Origin of the sequence: Nocardiopsis eucommiae, assembly GCF_965344335.1 — a bacterium.
GTDB classification, from domain to species: domain Bacteria; phylum Actinomycetota; class Actinomycetes; order Streptosporangiales; family Streptosporangiaceae; genus Nocardiopsis; species Nocardiopsis eucommiae.
This window is the reverse complement of sequence record NZ_CBDRIY010000044.1, coordinates 30,822-45,653: the sequence shown is the minus strand read 5'-3', so window position 1 is coordinate 45,653 and position 14,832 is coordinate 30,822. Positions and strand designations below refer to the sequence as shown.

Below are 14,832 nucleotides of genomic sequence, written 5' to 3'. Positions count from 1 at the left end.
GTGCGGGACCTGGTCTGGGTTTCTGGATGCTCGCGCCGGTGGCGGCTCCGCCGCCACCGATGCGAGCGGCCGTCTCCCCCACGCTGCTACGCGGCCTCGCGCAGCGGGACCCGGCGACGGCGCCTAGGAGGCGGTCTCCTCGTGTACGAAGGCGGTGAGCCGTTCGAGCATGGTCGGGTCGGTGCTGGGCAGCACGCCGTGGCCGAGGTTGAAGATGTGGCCGTCGGCGGCGCGGCCCCGCGCGAGGATGTCGCGCGTCCGGTCGGCGACGACCTCCCAGGGAGCGAACAGGGTGGCGGGGTCCAGGTTGCCCTGGAGCGCCGTGCCCGGCTGGACCCGCTGGACGGCCTTGTCCAGGGGCACCCGCCAGTCCACGCCCACCACGTCGGCCCCGGCCTCGCTGAGCAGGCTCAGCAGCTCGCCGGTGCCCACACCGAAGTGGATGCGCGGGACCTCGTACTCGCTGAGCTGACCGAAGATCCACGACGTGTAGGGCAGCACCGAGGCGCGGTAGTCCTCGGCGCTGAGCGCCCCGACCCAGGAGTCGAAGAGCTGGACCGCGCTGGCCCCCGCCTCGATCTGGGTGCGCAGGAAGCCCAGGGAGATGGTGGCCAGGCGCCGCATGAGCTCGTCCCAAAGCTCGGGCTCGCCGTACATCAGCGACTTGGTGTGCTCGTGGTTCTTCGACGGCCCGCCCTCGATGAGGTAGGAGGCCAGCGTGAACGGGGCACCCGCGAAACCGATCAGCGGCTTGTCGCCGAGCTCACCCACGAGCTGGCCGACCGCCTCGGTGACGTACGGGACGTCGCCGGGTTCGATCTCGCGCAGGCGCTTGATACCGCTGGCGTCGCGGATCGGCTCGTCGACCACGGGGCCGACACCGGGCTTGATGTCCAGTTCGATCCCGATGGCCTTGAGCGGCACCACGATGTCGCTGAAGAAGATCGCGGCGTCCACGTCGTAGCGGCGCACCGGCTGCATCGTGATCTCGGTGATCAGGTCGGGCCGCGCGCACGCCTCAAGCATCGGCACGTCGGCGCGGGCCCGTCGGTACTCGGGCAGGGAGCGCCCGGCCTGGCGCATGAACCACACCGGAGTGTGGGACACCGGGAGGCGCCGGCAGGCGCGTAGGAAGGGAGATTCTTGAAGCGTCACCCTTGAATCGTGCCATGCCCGCCCCGGTGGTCTCACTCGGATCGCCGGAGTCGGTGCTCACCCTGGGAGGATCGATCCCGTCCGCGCGGGGTCGAACCGGGGCGGACGGGTGCCCGGGCGGTCCCAAGATCATCACAAAACACCGACACGCCGGGGGAACTGCGGCCCGGCGCGGGTCGGTCGTGCCACGGTCGAGTCCGTGCCCACCATCACACCGTCGGCGGGGCACGTCCCGACTACCCCCGCCAGGACGCGTGATCACCACCTAATGAAGGCTGACGTTTCCACCATGCCCGATGTCGGTAGCGCCGAGAACGCTCAAGAGACGTTCCGGCGAGCGGTCGAGGCCCTGCGCTCTCCCCTCATCCGCCCCGAGATCACCGTTCGGGAGATCCCCTCACCCCAGCGGCTGGCGCCCCACTCCGCCGCCGTGTCCGCCGAGGTCTCGGTCCAGGGCGAGGAGATCGCCTGGGGGCGGCTCATCGTCCTGTACGACCCCGAGGGCACCCGCGACTGGCCCGGGCCCTTCCGTGTGGTCTGCCAGGCCAACTCCGAACTGGAGTCGGAGATCGCGACCGACCCCCTGCTGGGCCCGGTCGCCTGGAGCTGGCTCACCGACGCGCTGGAGGCCCAGGGCGCCGCGCACCACACGCTGAGTGGCACGGTCACCCGGGCCACCACCGAGGGGTTCGGCACCAAGGCCCACGAGGGCGCCACCACCGAGGTCGAGATGCGCGCCTCGTGGACCCCCGAGTCCGACGACCTGTCCGGTCACGTGAACGCCTGGCTGGCGTTGCTGGCGTCCGCGTCGGGGCTTCCCCCGCTCGACGTCACCGACATCACGCGCCAGCGGCCCCGCCCCTGAACCGCGACCGGACGCGCCCCCGGCCCCGGCGCGGGACGCGGTCGGCCGGTATCGCCCGACGATCCCGAAACGGCCCGTATCTGCGTTCGGTGGCGACAGCGCATACCGTAGTGGTGTGGCGAACGCGTTGAACTCCAAGACCGACCCCCGCGAACCCGACGACGACGCGGAGAGGGCGCCCCTCCTGCGGGAGCCGCGCGAGGGCATGCCCGAGGTGACCTCCGACACCGACTCCCTCGCCGGAGTCATAGCCGCCCTGAACGCGGGTTCGGGGCCCGTGGCGGTGGACGCCGAACGCGCGTCGGGGTACCGGTACGGGCAGCGCGCGTACCTGGTGCAGCTCCGCCGTGAGGGCTCCGGGTCGGCGCTCATCGATCCGATCGCGTGCCCCGACCTGGGCGAGCTGAACTCCGCGATGGGCGGCGCCGAGGTGGTGCTGCACGCGGCGCACCAGGACCTGCCGTGCCTGACGGAGGTCAACCTGCGTCCGGAGCGGCTGTTCGACACCGAGCTGGCCGGACGGTTGCTGGGCTACCAGCGCGTCGGGCTCGGGTTCATGGTGGAGCGCCTCCTGAACGTGCGCCTGGCCAAGGAGCACTCGGCGGTGGACTGGTCACAGCGCCCCCTGCCCGAGGACTGGCTGCGGTACGCGGCTCTGGACGTGGAGATCCTCATCGAGCTGCGGAACGCCCTGGAGACCGAGCTGGAGGAGACCGGCAAGCTGGGGTGGGCGCGCGAGGAGTTCGACTCCGTGCTGGCCGCCCCGCCCAAGGAGCCGCGGGCCGACCCCTGGCGGCGCACCTCCGGCATCCACAAGGTGCGCAACCAGCGTTCCCTGGCCGCCGTGCGCGAGATCTGGTACGAGCGCGACCGCATCGCCCAGGAGCGCGACATCTCCCCCGGTCGGGTGCTGCCGGACGCGGCGATCGTGGAGGCCGCGACGGCGATGCCGCGCGGCACGACGGACCTGACCAAGATCCGCCAGTTCGGGATCAAGCTGGCCCGCCGTTACCTCACCACGTGGATCAAGGCGGTGAACCGGGCCCGCGAGATGCCGCAGGCGGAGCTCCCGCGCCCCAACGCCCCCGGTGACGGTCCTCCGCCGGTGAACCGCTGGGCCGACCGCGCGCCCGAGGCCGCGCGCCGTCTGGAGGCCGCGCGGGCGACCGTGACGGGGATCGCGGAGGACGTCGTGATGCCGACCGAGAACCTTCTGCTGCCCGACACCGTCAGAAGGTTGGCCTGGGCGCCGCCGAAGGCCGTGGATCCGGACTCCGTGGGTGAGTTCCTGAGCACACGAGGCGCCAGGAACTGGCAGATCGGGCTCACCGCGGAACCGCTGGCCACAGCGTTGCTCGGTGCCGAAAAAGGTTGATCACTACCCTCTTCAACCACTTTGAACCCAGACGTGACTGAACTCACCCCCCTACAAGGGTGGTTCACGCCTGTTCCATAGCCCGCTGTCCGATTAAGTTATAGAAACGTGCTCTGAAAACTCAGGGCGGTTCCTCAACGGGTGTGTACCGAACCGTGGGCCCACAAGGCTCCCGGCTCGTGTGATCAGGGAAATGTGGTGAGTCTGCTTGTCGTTCTGGCGTGCGCTGCTACGCGAGGCGGGGTTGACGCGTTCTGCCGAGGTCGAGTCGACCGAGGCCGCCATGCCCGCTTCTGATGATCAGTTCGAGCCCGCCGCCGTGCCTGAGCAGGTACCGGCCCCGGCGGGCAGGGTGGCCAGCGATGCCGGGGACCGGCCGCTGCCCCGGCGGACGGGTTCGTCCGCCCCGGTGGCCAAGGGGCCCACGGCCGGGATGCGCGCGGCCTCGCTCGAGCGCACCCTCCAGTCCCTGGTGGAGCGCCTCGGCACCGAGCACCCGGACACCATCACCGCCCGGAACAACCTGGCCACCAAGTACGCCCAGATGGGTCGGCGGCAGGCCGCCGTGCAGCAGTTCGAGCTGGCCCTGGGCGAGGCCGTCGCGGTCTACGGCGAGGACCACCCCCGGACCGAGATCATCCGGGAGAACCTCGCCTGGGCGCTGGAGGACGTGGGCTGCCCCGCCGACGCCGCCGCCCAGTGGGAGATCCTGCTCGGTCAGCGGGAGAGCCAGTTCGGTCCGGCCGACGAGGACACGGTGGAGGCGCGCATGCGCCTGGCCGTGTGCTACCGGCGCAGCGGACGGGTGGACGCCGCCGTGGCCCACTACGCGCGGGCCATCGAGGACGTCGCCTCCACCGAGCGCCGCGAGGAGCTGCGGCTCGGCCTGAGCGCGGCGCAGAGCATGGCCGGCCGGTACGAGGAGGCCGTCTCCCAGCTGCGCATGGTGCTGGCCGGGCGCCGTCGCCGCCTGGGCAAGGGCCACCTGGACACGCTCACGGTGCACCACCGGCTGGGCCGCGCCTACACGCAGGCGGGCCGGACGGACGACGCGGTCGAGGTGCTCCGCGAGGCCTACAGGGTGGCGCTCAACTCCTCGGGCGACCCGGAGGTCAGACGGCTCATCATGCGGCTGCGCCGCGACCTGGCGGGCGCCTACAACTCCGCCGGTCGCCACCGTGAGGCCAACGCGCTCCTCTGACACGAGCGACACACCCGAGCTCACCGGGGCCGGGAACTCCCTGGGGGGGTTCCCGGCCCCTCCCTGTGGAGCGGGTGTGCGCACGGGGTTCGGGGGAAGGAGCCCCACGTGCGAAAAGGACTCGCACTCACCCGTCCCTCCTGGCATGATCCGTCAGTCGTCACCGCCGTCCACCAGAGAGAGCCATGCGCGAACTGAGCCACGAGGAGATCCGCTCCTCGTTCGTCAACTGCCCCAAGGGCGAGACCAAGCGGTTGTCGTTCCCCGCGACCCTGCCGGTCCTGGACTGGGAGGACACGGACTTCCTCGGGTGGACCGACCCCAAGGCGCCGGGCCGCGCCTACCTGGTGATCGAGTCCGGGGAGGAACCGCTCGGGATCGCCCTGCGGCTCCCGACGGGAAACCGCAAGGCGAACTTCTTCAAGTCGATGACCTGCTCGTTCTGCCTGACCGTGCACCCCGCGGGCGGCGTCCGGCTGTTCAGCGCCCCCAAGCCCGGCAAGGCCGGACGCCAGGGCGACACGGTCGGCCTGTACGTGTGCGCGGACCTGGCCTGCCCGTCGTACGTGCGGGGCAGGCGGGAGTCCGCGCTGATCCAGCCGGCGGAGACCATCACCCGGGAGGAGCGCGTCCAGCGCCTGCGCCTCAACGTCGACCGTTTCGCCTCCTCCTTCCTCACTCTCGGAGACTGACCACGGCGGGCTCCTCCCGGGAGTCGTCGGTGCCCGCGGGCTCCGGCGCGAGGAGCTGACCGGCGGCGAGGTCCCGGTAGAGGGAGTCGTGTTCGACCAGTTCGGCGTGGGTTCCCACCGCGCGTACCCGCCCGGTCTCCAGGACCACGATCCGCTCGGCGCTGGTGACCGTGGAGAGCCGGTGCGCGACGACGATCACGGTGGTGTCGTGTGCCGCCGCCAGCATGACCTCCCTGAGCGCCCCCTCGTTGGCGGCGTCCAGCTGGGAGGTGGCCTCGTCCATCAGGAGGAGGCGCGGACGGCGGAGCAGGGCGCGGGCGATGGCCACCCGCTGGCGTTCGCCCCCGGAGATGGTCACGCCCCGGTGGCCGATCGGGTTCTCCAGTCCGCCGGGCAGACGCCGGACCAGGTCGGTGAGGCGGGCGGTGCGGATCACCTCCTGGATCTGCTCCTCGGTGGCGTTCGGGGCGGCCATGGTGAGGTTGGTGCGCAGGGTGCCGTCGAGGACCGGGGCGTCCTGTTCCACGTAGCCGATCTGGGAGCGCAGCTCCTCCAGGGGCCAGTCACGGACGTCGGTGCCGTCCAGGCGCACGGTGCCGGTGGTGGCGTCGTAGAAGCGTTCGATCAGGGAGAAGACGGTGGTCTTTCCCGACCCCGAGGGACCGACCAGGGCGGTCAGTCCGGGCCCCGACGCCGCGAAGCTCACCCCGTGGTGTACCAGGGGCAGGTCGGGGTGGTAGCGGAAGGTGACGTCGGTGAGGGAGACGTCGGCCGGTCGGGGTGAGGCGGGTTCGGTACGGGCCCGTCCGGGGTCCTCCTGGTCGAGGTCGGTGACCTCGTCGATCCTGCGGATGGCGGCCAGCCCGGTCTGGAGCTCGGTGGCCGACTGCACGAGGGTGCTGATGGGTTCCATGAGGTAGAAGAGCAGCAGCAGGAAGGCGATGAGCGTGGACACGCTCATGGTCCCCGCCGCCACCATGCCGCCGCCGACGCCCAGCACCACGAGGAAGCTCGTGTTGACGGTGAGCATGGACAGCGTGCCCGACAGGGCGGTCCACCCGGCCACGGACACGCCCCGGCGCCAGGACTCCACGGCGGACTCGTCGAGTCGGGCGATCTCGGCCCGTTCGGCGGAGGAGGCCTTGACCGTGCGGAAGGCGCCGAAGATCCGCTCCAGGAGGGAGCCCATCTCACCGAGCGAGGCCTGCGCCGCCTGGGTGGCGCGCCCGATCCTGGGCAGGACGATCCCCATGAGGAGGCCGACCAGCACGATCATGCCCAGCGTGATCAGGAGCAGGAGCGGGCTGAGCACCCCCATGACGACGATGCCGCCCACCAGCAGGACCGCGCTGGTGAAGAGGTTGGTGATACCGCTGGTGGCGACGGATCTGAGCAGCGTGGTGTCGGCGGTGAGCCGGGAGACGAGGTCGCCCGGCCTGAGCCGGTCGAGTTCGCCCACGCGCAGTCGGACGAGTCGGCCCACCAGGGTGCGGCGCACGCCGAGCACGACGCTCTGGCCGGTGCGTTCGAGGACGAAGGCGCCGAGGGCCCCGATCACGGCTCCCGCGAGCACCACGCCCAGCAGGACGAGGATCGGCCCGGAGACGGACGCGCCGCTACCCAGAGCGTCGATCACGTACTTGGCCATGAGCGGCTGGACCAGGCCGGTGATCCCGCCGAGGAAGGTGAGGACGCCTCCGGCGACCAACGCCCGCCAGTGCGGGCGGGCGTACTCCCACAGTCGCCGCAGCGGTGCCCTGGGCGCTTTTCTGAGCAGTTCCTGGTGTTCCGTGTCCGGTCGTGGCATCGTCGTCCCCGTGTCCCCCTCGTTCGGAATCCACCCTCAGCGAACCGCGTCGGCCGGGGCGTCCACAAGCGCCGAAAGTAGGGGCCTCCCCCGACTTCGGAAGTGAGGGGCCCCGCCGCTCGCACTATTTGTTACTGGCGAGTAGCATGGACTCATACAGTCCACCCAACGCTTGGAGAAGGAGGGGCCATCGTGTCGCGAACTGCCCGCGATGTCGTGTTTGTCGATGGGGTCCGCACCCCGTTCGGCAAGTCAGGCAAGGGCCTCTACGCCGAGACGCGCGCCGACGACCTGATCGTCCGCGTCATCCGCGAACTGATGCGCCGCAACCCGGGCCTGCCCCCGGAGCGCGTCGACGAGGTCGCCATCGCCGCCACCACCCAGATCGGCGACCAGGGCCTGACGCTCGGGCGCACCGCCGCGATCCTCGCCGGGCTGCCGCGCAGCGTCCCCGGTTACTCCATCGACCGCATGTGCGCCGGCGCGCTCACCGCCGCGACCACCGCGGGCGCGGGCATCGCCTTCGGTGCCTACGACGTCGTGATCGCCGGTGGCGTCGAGCACATGGGCCGCCACCCCATGGGCGAGGGCGTCGACCCCAACCCCCGCATCATCTCCGAGAAGCTGGTCGACCCGTCCGCGCTGGTCATGGGCAACACCGCCGAGAACCTGCACGACCGGTACCCGACCATCACCAAGGAGCGCGCCGACGCCTACGCGGTGCGCAGCCAGGAGAAGGTCGCCAAGGCCTACGCCGACGGGAAGATCCAGCCCGACCTGGTCGAGACCCTGGTCCGTTCGGCGGAGAAGGGCTTCGGCCTGGCCACGCAGGACGAGCCGCCGCGCCCCGGCACCACCATGGAGTCGCTCGCCGGTCTCAAGACGCCGTTCCGCGCGCACGGCAACGTGACGCCCGGCAACGCCGCCGGCCTCAACGACGGCGCCACCGGCACGCTGCTCATGGCCGAGGAGGTCGCCGAGGAGCTGGGCCTGGACGCCAGGATGCGCCTGGTCGACTTCTCGTTCACCGGCGTCGAGCCCGAGGTCATGGGTGTGGGCCCGGTCCCCGCCACGGAGAAGCTGTTCGCCCGCCAGGGCATCTCGATCGACGACGTCGGTCTGATCGAGATCAACGAGGCCTTCGCCGTCCAGGTGCTCGCCTTCCTGGAGCACTTCGGCATCGCCGACGACGACGCCCGCGTCAACCCGTGGGGTGGCGCCATCGCGGTCGGCCACCCGCTGGCCTCCTCCGGCGGCCGCCTGATGATGCAGCTGGCGCGCCAGTTCGCCGAGCGCCCCGACGTCCGCTACGGCATCACCACCATGTGCGTGGGCCTGGGCATGGGCGGGACCATCCTGTGGGAGAACACCAACTACGAGGGGGGCAAGTGAGCACCGCCATCGAAGAGGCCCGCGAGCTTTTCAAGGACGAGGTCGTCACCAACGCGATCTCCCGCGATGTCGAGCTCCCCTACGGTGCTGGCACCGCCGTCCTGATCACCCTGGACAACGGGCACGACCACACCAAGCCGAACACCTTCGGCCCCGGCGGCCTGCTCAGCCTGGACGCCGCGATCGAGGCCGCCAAGGCGCGCACCGACATCGTGGCCGTGGCCGTCACCGGCAAGCCGTTCATCTTCGCGGTCGGCGCGGACCTCACGGGCGTCCCCGCGATCCAGACCCGCGAGCAGGCCGAGGCCATCGGCAAGCTGGGCCACGACACGTTCCGCAAGCTCGGTGAACTGGACGTGCCGACCTTCGCGCTGGTCAACGGCGCGGCCATGGGCGGCGGCGTCGAGGTGGCGCTGCACTGCTCGTACCGCACCGTCTCCTCGGGCGTCCCGGCCTTCGCGCTCCCCGAGGCCTTCCTCGGCCTGGTTCCCGGCTGGGGCGGCACGTACCTGCTGCCCCACCTGATCGGCGCCGAGAAGGCCCTCAAGCTGATCGTCGACAACCCGCTCGCCCAGAACAAGATGATCAAGGGCAAGCAGGTCTTCGAGATGGGGATCGCGGACGCGATCTTCGAGCCCGCCGACTTCGTCGAGGAGTCCCTGCGCTGGGCCGCGAAGGTCGTCAAGGGCGACGTCACCGTGGAGCGCCCCGAGGTCGACAAGGGCGAGGCCTGGGACAACGCGGTCAACATGGCCCGCTTCGTGGTCGAGGGCAAGCTGCACGGCGCCGCCCCGGCCCCGGCCCGCGCCGTCGAGCTGGTCGCCGCCGCCAAGACCGCCACCCGTGACGAGGGCTTCGACGCCGAGGACCAGGCGCTCGCGGACCTCATCATGAGCGACGAGCTCAAGGCCGGCCTGTACGCCTTCGACCTCGTGCAGAAGCGCGCCAAGCGCCCGGCGGGCGCGCCGGACAAGTCGCTGGCCCGCAAGGTCACCAAGGTCGGCGTCGTCGGCGCCGGTCTGATGGCCGGGCAGCTGGCCCTGCTGTTCGCGCGCCGCCTGGACGTGCCGGTCGTCATGACCGACCTGGACCAGGACCGCCTGAACAAGGGTGTGGACTACGTCCACGGTGAGGTCGACAAGCTCCTCAAGAAGGGGCGCGTCAACCAGGACAAGGCCAACCACCTCAAGGCCCTGGTCACCGGTTCGCTCACCAAGGACGCCTTCTCGGACGCCGACTTCGTCATCGAGGCCGTCTTCGAGAAGATGGAGGTCAAGCAGCAGGTGTTCGCCGAGGTGGAGGCCGTGGTCTCCCCCGAGGCGATCCTCGCCACCAACACCTCCTCGCTGTCCATCACCGAGATGGCGTCGAAGCTCCAGCACCCCGAGCGGGTCGTGGGCTTCCACTTCTTCAACCCCGTCGCCGTCCTGCCGCTGCTGGAGATCGTCCGCGGCGACCGGACCGACGACGCCTCGCTGGCCACGGCGTTCGCCACGGCGAAGAAGCTGAAGAAGACCTCGGTCCTGTGCAAGGACGCCCCGGCGTTCGTCGTCAACCGTCTGCTCACCCTGTTCATGGGTGAGGTGCTGGGCGCCGTGGGCGAGGGCACGGAGCCCGAGGTCGCTGACCGCGCGGTCGCGCCGCTGGGCCTGCCGATGTCGCCGCTGATGCTGCTCCAGTTGGTGGGCCCGGCAGTCGGTCTGCACGTCGCGGAGACCCTGCACGAGGCGTTCCCGGAGCGCTTCGCGGTGTCCCCGCAGCTGGAGGCCGTGGTCAAGGCGGGCAAGACGGCGATCTTCGCCCCGGACCTGACCATCGACCCCGAGGTGAAGGAGCTCCTCAAGGGCGGGGACTCCCCGTCCGAGGAGAAGGAGATCCTGGACCGGGCCCTGCGCGCCCTGGCCAGGGAGATCCGGATCATGCTGGACGAGGGCGTGGTGGCCGAGGCCGCCGACATCGACCTCTGCCTGATCACAGGCGCCGGCTGGCCCTTCCACACCGGCGGTATCACCCCGTACCTGGACAAGGTCGGCGTGTCCACCGAGGTGAACGGCAAGCCGTTCCACGAGGGCGCCCCGAAGGCCTTCTAGGCCCCCGGTCGCCAAGGGCCCGGCTCCCCGAGGGGAGCCGGGCCCTTACGCCTCTCAGCCTGAGTGTCGGCCGGGTCGAGGAGCTCTTCGAGGACTGAGGGCTGGTGGGCCCCGCACCGGGCGCTCCTCACGCAAGCCTCCACCACGCGCGGAACCCCGCCCGGCACGCGGCCGGGCGGGGTTCCGGGGTTCGGGGGTCAGACCCCCGCAGGGACCCGCTCCCGCCGTTCGCTGACCTCGGGGGACTCCTCCTCGTCGCCGCCCTCCGAGATACCGATCCGGTCGTGCAACCACCGCAGCGGGCGCGGCAGCCACCAGTTCCAGTCACCGAGCAGACGCATGGTGGCGGGCACCATGACCGCGCGCACCAGGGTGGCGTCGACCAGCACCGCGAGCGCGAGTCCGATTCCGATGATCTTCAGGAAGAGCAGCCCCGAGGTGCCCATCGCCACGAGCACCACGCCCAGCAACAGGGCGGCGCTGGTGATGATCCGGCCGGTGCGCTGAAGCCCCAGGGCCACTGATCGGGTGTTGTCGCCACTGCGCAGGTACTCCTCACGCACCCGGCTGAGCAGGAAGAGCTCGTAGTCCATCGCCAGCCCGAAGGAGACGATCATGATGAGCACCAGGTACGTGGGATCGATGGTGCCGACCGGGTCGAACCCGAGCAGCCCGGCGAAGAACCCCTCCTGGAAGCCCCAGATCACCACGCCGAGCGAGGCGCCCAGGGACAGCGCGCCCATGAGGACCGCCTTGACGGGCAGCACCACGGAGCCGAAGGCCAGGAAGAGCAGCACCAGCGTGGAACCGATGATGAACGCGACCGTCTTCGGGGCCTCCTGGACGATCGCGTCCAGGTTGTCCAGCTGCATGGCGGCCACACCGCCCACGAGGGTCTCCTCGGCGCCCTCGGGACCGGGTTCGGCGCGCACGTCACGCACCAGCCGCTGCACCTCGGGGTCGTCCGTGGCGCCCTGGTAGGCGACCTCCACGTGCGCGACGCCCTCCTCCGCCCGGGCGACACTCGTGCGGACCGCGCCGGGCAGGGCGTCGAGGCGCTCCACGTACTCGTCGACCGCGGCCTCGCCACTGTCACCGAGCACCGCCACGTGCAGCCTGCCGACCTGCCCGGCGGGGAAGTCCTCCGCCATGGCCTCGGTACCGACCCTGCTGGAGGCGTCGGCGGGCAGGTAGCGCTGGTCGGTGGCGCCGAACTGGGTTGAGGCGAGCCCGGAGCTGAAGGCCACCAGCACGCAGCCGACGGCGACCAGGGACACGGCGGGGCCCCGCATCACGGTGCGGGCGAACCTCGCCCAGGCCCCCGTGTTCTCGTCGATCACACCCGTCACGGTCCGGCGCGGCAGCGGGAGTGCGAGACGGTCGATCCGGCGTCCCACCACGGCCATCAGGGCGGGCAGGAAGACCAGGGCGGCGATCAGGTCGAAGGCCACCACGGCGATGCCGCCGAAGCCGATGGACTTGAGGATGGGCTGCGGGAAGAACAGCAGGCCCGCGAAGGCGATGCCCACGGTCACCCCGGAGAACGCGACGGTACGACCGGCGGTGTCCACCGTGCGGCGGACCGCGTCGGGGACGGTGCGCCCGCGTCCCAGCTCCTCACGGAAGCGGCTGACCATGAACAGGCCGTAGTCGATGGCCAGCCCCAGGCCGAGGAGGGTGGCGACGTTGATGGCGAAGACCGACACCTCGGTCACGGAGGTGAGCGCGCGCAGGACGGTGAGGGACCCGAGGATCGCCAGGCCGCCGACGGCGAGCGGCACCAGACCGGCGACCAGCCCGCCGAAGATCAGGACCAGCAGCAGGAGCAGGACCGGGAGCGTGATGAGCTCCGCGCGGATGATGTCGCTCTCCGCCGTCTCGGAGAGTTCGTGCTCGACCGCGATGGGGCCGCCCAGGTGGGTCTCCAGCGGGCCGGACTCCAGGGCTCGCGCCGTGGCCTCGTACTGGTGCAGGCGCTCCTCGTGCGTCTCGCCCGTCAGGGTGACCGGCACGTAGGTAGCGTGCATGTCCTCGGACACGAGCATGCCGCGCTCGACCTCCGAGAGGTCCTCGTCCAGGTACAGCTCGTATCCGGCGACCTCCTCGGGCAGGCCGTCGGTGATCCGCTGCACGGCCTGGGCGAAGGTCGGGTTGTCCACCCGCATCTCGTCGCTGCGGTAGACCGCGATGATGTCGATGTCGTCGTGTCCGAGCTCCTCCTGGAGCACGTCCATGGCCCGCGAGGACTCCGAGCCCGGGTCCTCGAACCCGCTCTGGCTGACGTCCGAGAAGACGCCGAGGCCCCACACCGCGGAGAAGGCCGCGAAGAGTCCCGTGAGGGCCAGGATCCACCATCGGCCCCGGTGGGCGCCGAGCCCCAGTCGGCCGAAGAACCCCGTGTGTGTCGGCATGGGCCGCCCTTTCAAGCGAACGCTCGTCATGTTCGTGAACACTGTTTGCTAACGGTGTTCACTTAAGCGTGCAGGCATTACGATGTCAACATCACCGAGACAACCGAAGCGCCTCGACCCTGGCGCGTGAGACGGGGTGTACCGCAGCACATGACGAAACCGCCGGTCACAAGCGACCATCGGACCGGGGGCACCCTGAGCCGCCGCGAGCGTGTGCGCGAGGCCACACTCTCCGAGATCAAGGAGATCGCCCGCAGACACCTCGTGGAGTTCGGGGTCGTCGGGGTCTCCCTGCGCGCGATCGCCCGTGAGATGGGCATGACCGCCCCCGGCCTGTACCGCTACGTGCCCGGGATCGACGCCCTGCTCGTGATGATCACCGCGGAGATGTACGAGGAACTGGCCGACGTGGTGGCCGCCGCCGACGCCAGCATGCCCGTGGAGGACACTGACGGCCGCATCCTCGTCTCCCTGCGCGCCTTCCGGAACTGGGCCATCACCCACCAGGCCGAGTTCTCGGTGATGTTCGGGCCGAGGACCCGACTGGACCCTGAAGCCGACATCACCCGTGCCCTGGAGGCGGGCCGCCGTTTCGGTTCCACCTTCTTCACCCTCTTCGACCGCCTGGTCTCGGAGGAGCGCTTCCCGTTGCCGACGGACGAGGAGATCCCGGACGCGCTCCGCCCGGAGCTGCGTTCCTTCGCCGACTCCGTCGGATTCACCTCGCCCGACATCTCCGAGGGCGCCGTCATGGTCCTCACCGCGTGCTGGGTGCGCCTGTATGGCGTGGTCTGTATGGAGGTGTTCCAACATCTGAGTTTCGTGGTCGGGGACATGGAACCGTTCTTCGAGTCCGAGCTGCAGAACATGGCGAAGGACCTCGGGGTTCGCTATTCCGCACCCAGTGAGGCGGGGGGAGCCTGACCGGGACCCGTTCGTTCAAGCCCCATACTGGAGGTCTGCGGCAATTGCCGGATTCGTGGGTACGAATCCGGCATGCCGTTCCCGTGTAGGCGCGACGACGAGGACGATCCCGTGGAGAACCGAACCGGAGCTGACCAGCCCGGGGAGAATCCTCCCCACCCGGACCGGACCGGTGCCCAACAGCGTCCGCCCGAAGACCCGGGCACGTCCCGCCACGACGCCCCGAGCCCCTGGGCACCCGAGGCCCAGTTCCCGCAGGACCCGGAGTCGGACCCGTCCGCACCCCAGGCAGCTCGGACGCCGCACACAGGGCCCGTGTCCCCGCAGGACCATCCGCCCAACCCGCACCAAGGGCCTCAGCCGCCGCACGTCCCGCAAGGCCCTCCGGGCCCCCAGAGACCCCAGGGGCTTCCCCAGGGCCCACCGCCCGCCACTCCCCCGCACCCACACGTCCCCGGTACTCAGGCCCCACAAGCAGCAGATCCGGCTCAGGAATCTCAGGCTCCACCTGCCCCGCAGGCGCCACACGGACAACAGGCCGCACACGGGCCTCAGGCACCGCAAAGCCCACAGGGGTCACAGGGGCCGCACGCTCCACTGGAGCCGCAGCCGGGACAGCCCCAGGCGGGTCCCACACACACCTCACAAGCGAACCCGCCGCAGGGACCGCCACACCCACAGGCCCCTGGTCCTCACGCGTCCCCTGCTGCGCAGGGGCCACACGGGCAGCAGGCGGCACACGGGTCACAGGGGCACCAGTTCGGCGCTCAGGCGCCGCACACGGCGCGAGGGCGGCAGTGGGGTCTCCCCCAGCCCACCCCCGGAGCGAACCCGCCCCAGGCCCCCCGGACGAACGTGGCGTGGGGACCTCCTCGGCCGCCGCACGCCCCGCAGGGGTACCAGGCGCCCGCACCCCCGTG

Annotated in this window: 10 protein-coding genes; 7 read left to right on the top strand and 3 right to left on the bottom strand. The window is 70.8% G+C overall.

What is annotated here, in order from left to right:
• Window positions 1-123: 123 nt before the first annotated feature.
• Window positions 124-1,092: a uroporphyrinogen decarboxylase gene (hemE, locus tag ACRWK8_RS22950; RefSeq protein ID WP_431872822.1), complete on the bottom strand. Its 969-nt coding sequence runs from the start codon at window positions 1,090-1,092 to the stop codon at window positions 124-126.
• A gap of 352 nt (window positions 1,093-1,444) precedes the next feature.
• On the opposite strand from hemE, the gene ACRWK8_RS22945 reads away from it, so the two are divergent.
• The 4 genes from ACRWK8_RS22945 to ACRWK8_RS22930 all read left to right on the top strand — a co-directional run bounded on the left by ACRWK8_RS22945 (window position 1,445) and on the right by ACRWK8_RS22930 (window position 5,288).
• Window positions 1,445-2,020, top strand: coding sequence for a DUF3000 domain-containing protein (locus ACRWK8_RS22945; protein WP_378739564.1), 576 nt, complete (start codon window positions 1,445-1,447; stop codon window positions 2,018-2,020).
• A 127-nt stretch (window positions 2,021-2,147) separates the two neighbouring features.
• Window positions 2,148-3,395 (top strand): HRDC domain-containing protein, encoded by a 1,248-nt coding sequence (locus ACRWK8_RS22940; protein WP_431872820.1) that lies wholly within the window; start codon window positions 2,148-2,150, stop codon window positions 3,393-3,395.
• A gap of 208 nt (window positions 3,396-3,603) precedes the next feature.
• Window positions 3,604-4,596 carry a tetratricopeptide repeat protein gene (locus ACRWK8_RS22935; RefSeq protein ID WP_378739561.1) on the top strand — a complete coding sequence of 331 codons (993 nt, stop codon included), beginning with the start codon at window positions 3,604-3,606 and terminating at the stop codon, window positions 4,594-4,596.
• A gap of 185 nt (window positions 4,597-4,781) precedes the next feature.
• A complete protein-coding gene (locus tag ACRWK8_RS22930) occupies window positions 4,782-5,288 on the top strand; it encodes an FBP domain-containing protein (protein ID WP_378739559.1) in 507 nt (168 codons plus the stop codon).
• Here the strand turns inward: ACRWK8_RS22930 and ACRWK8_RS22925 are convergent.
• Window positions 5,272-7,095 (bottom strand): ABC transporter ATP-binding protein, encoded by a 1,824-nt coding sequence (locus ACRWK8_RS22925; RefSeq protein ID WP_431872814.1) that lies wholly within the window; start codon window positions 7,093-7,095, stop codon window positions 5,272-5,274. The genes ACRWK8_RS22930 and ACRWK8_RS22925 overlap by 17 nt on opposite strands.
• A gap of 216 nt (window positions 7,096-7,311) precedes the next feature.
• Between ACRWK8_RS22925 and ACRWK8_RS22920 the strand changes: the two genes are divergently transcribed.
• Entirely contained in the window at window positions 7,312-8,487 is a 1,176-nt protein-coding gene (locus ACRWK8_RS22920) for a thiolase family protein (RefSeq protein WP_378739777.1), read from the top strand.
• Window positions 8,484-10,577, top strand: a complete 2,094-nt coding sequence (locus ACRWK8_RS22915) for a 3-hydroxyacyl-CoA dehydrogenase NAD-binding domain-containing protein (RefSeq protein ID WP_431872812.1) — start codon at window positions 8,484-8,486, stop codon at window positions 10,575-10,577. The genes ACRWK8_RS22920 and ACRWK8_RS22915 overlap by 4 nt, the downstream gene beginning before the upstream one ends.
• A gap of 197 nt (window positions 10,578-10,774) precedes the next feature.
• On the opposite strand, the gene ACRWK8_RS22910 is transcribed toward ACRWK8_RS22915, so the two are convergent.
• On the bottom strand, window positions 10,775-12,988 hold the full coding sequence (locus tag ACRWK8_RS22910; RefSeq protein ID WP_431872810.1) for an MMPL family transporter: 2,214 nt from the start codon (window positions 12,986-12,988) through the stop codon (window positions 10,775-10,777).
• Window positions 12,989-13,138: 150 nt separating this feature from the next.
• Between ACRWK8_RS22910 and ACRWK8_RS22905 the strand changes: the two genes are divergently transcribed.
• Window positions 13,139-13,912, top strand: coding sequence for a TetR/AcrR family transcriptional regulator (locus tag ACRWK8_RS22905; protein ID WP_378739551.1), 774 nt, complete (start codon window positions 13,139-13,141; stop codon window positions 13,910-13,912).
• Window positions 13,913-14,832 lie beyond the last annotated feature (920 nt).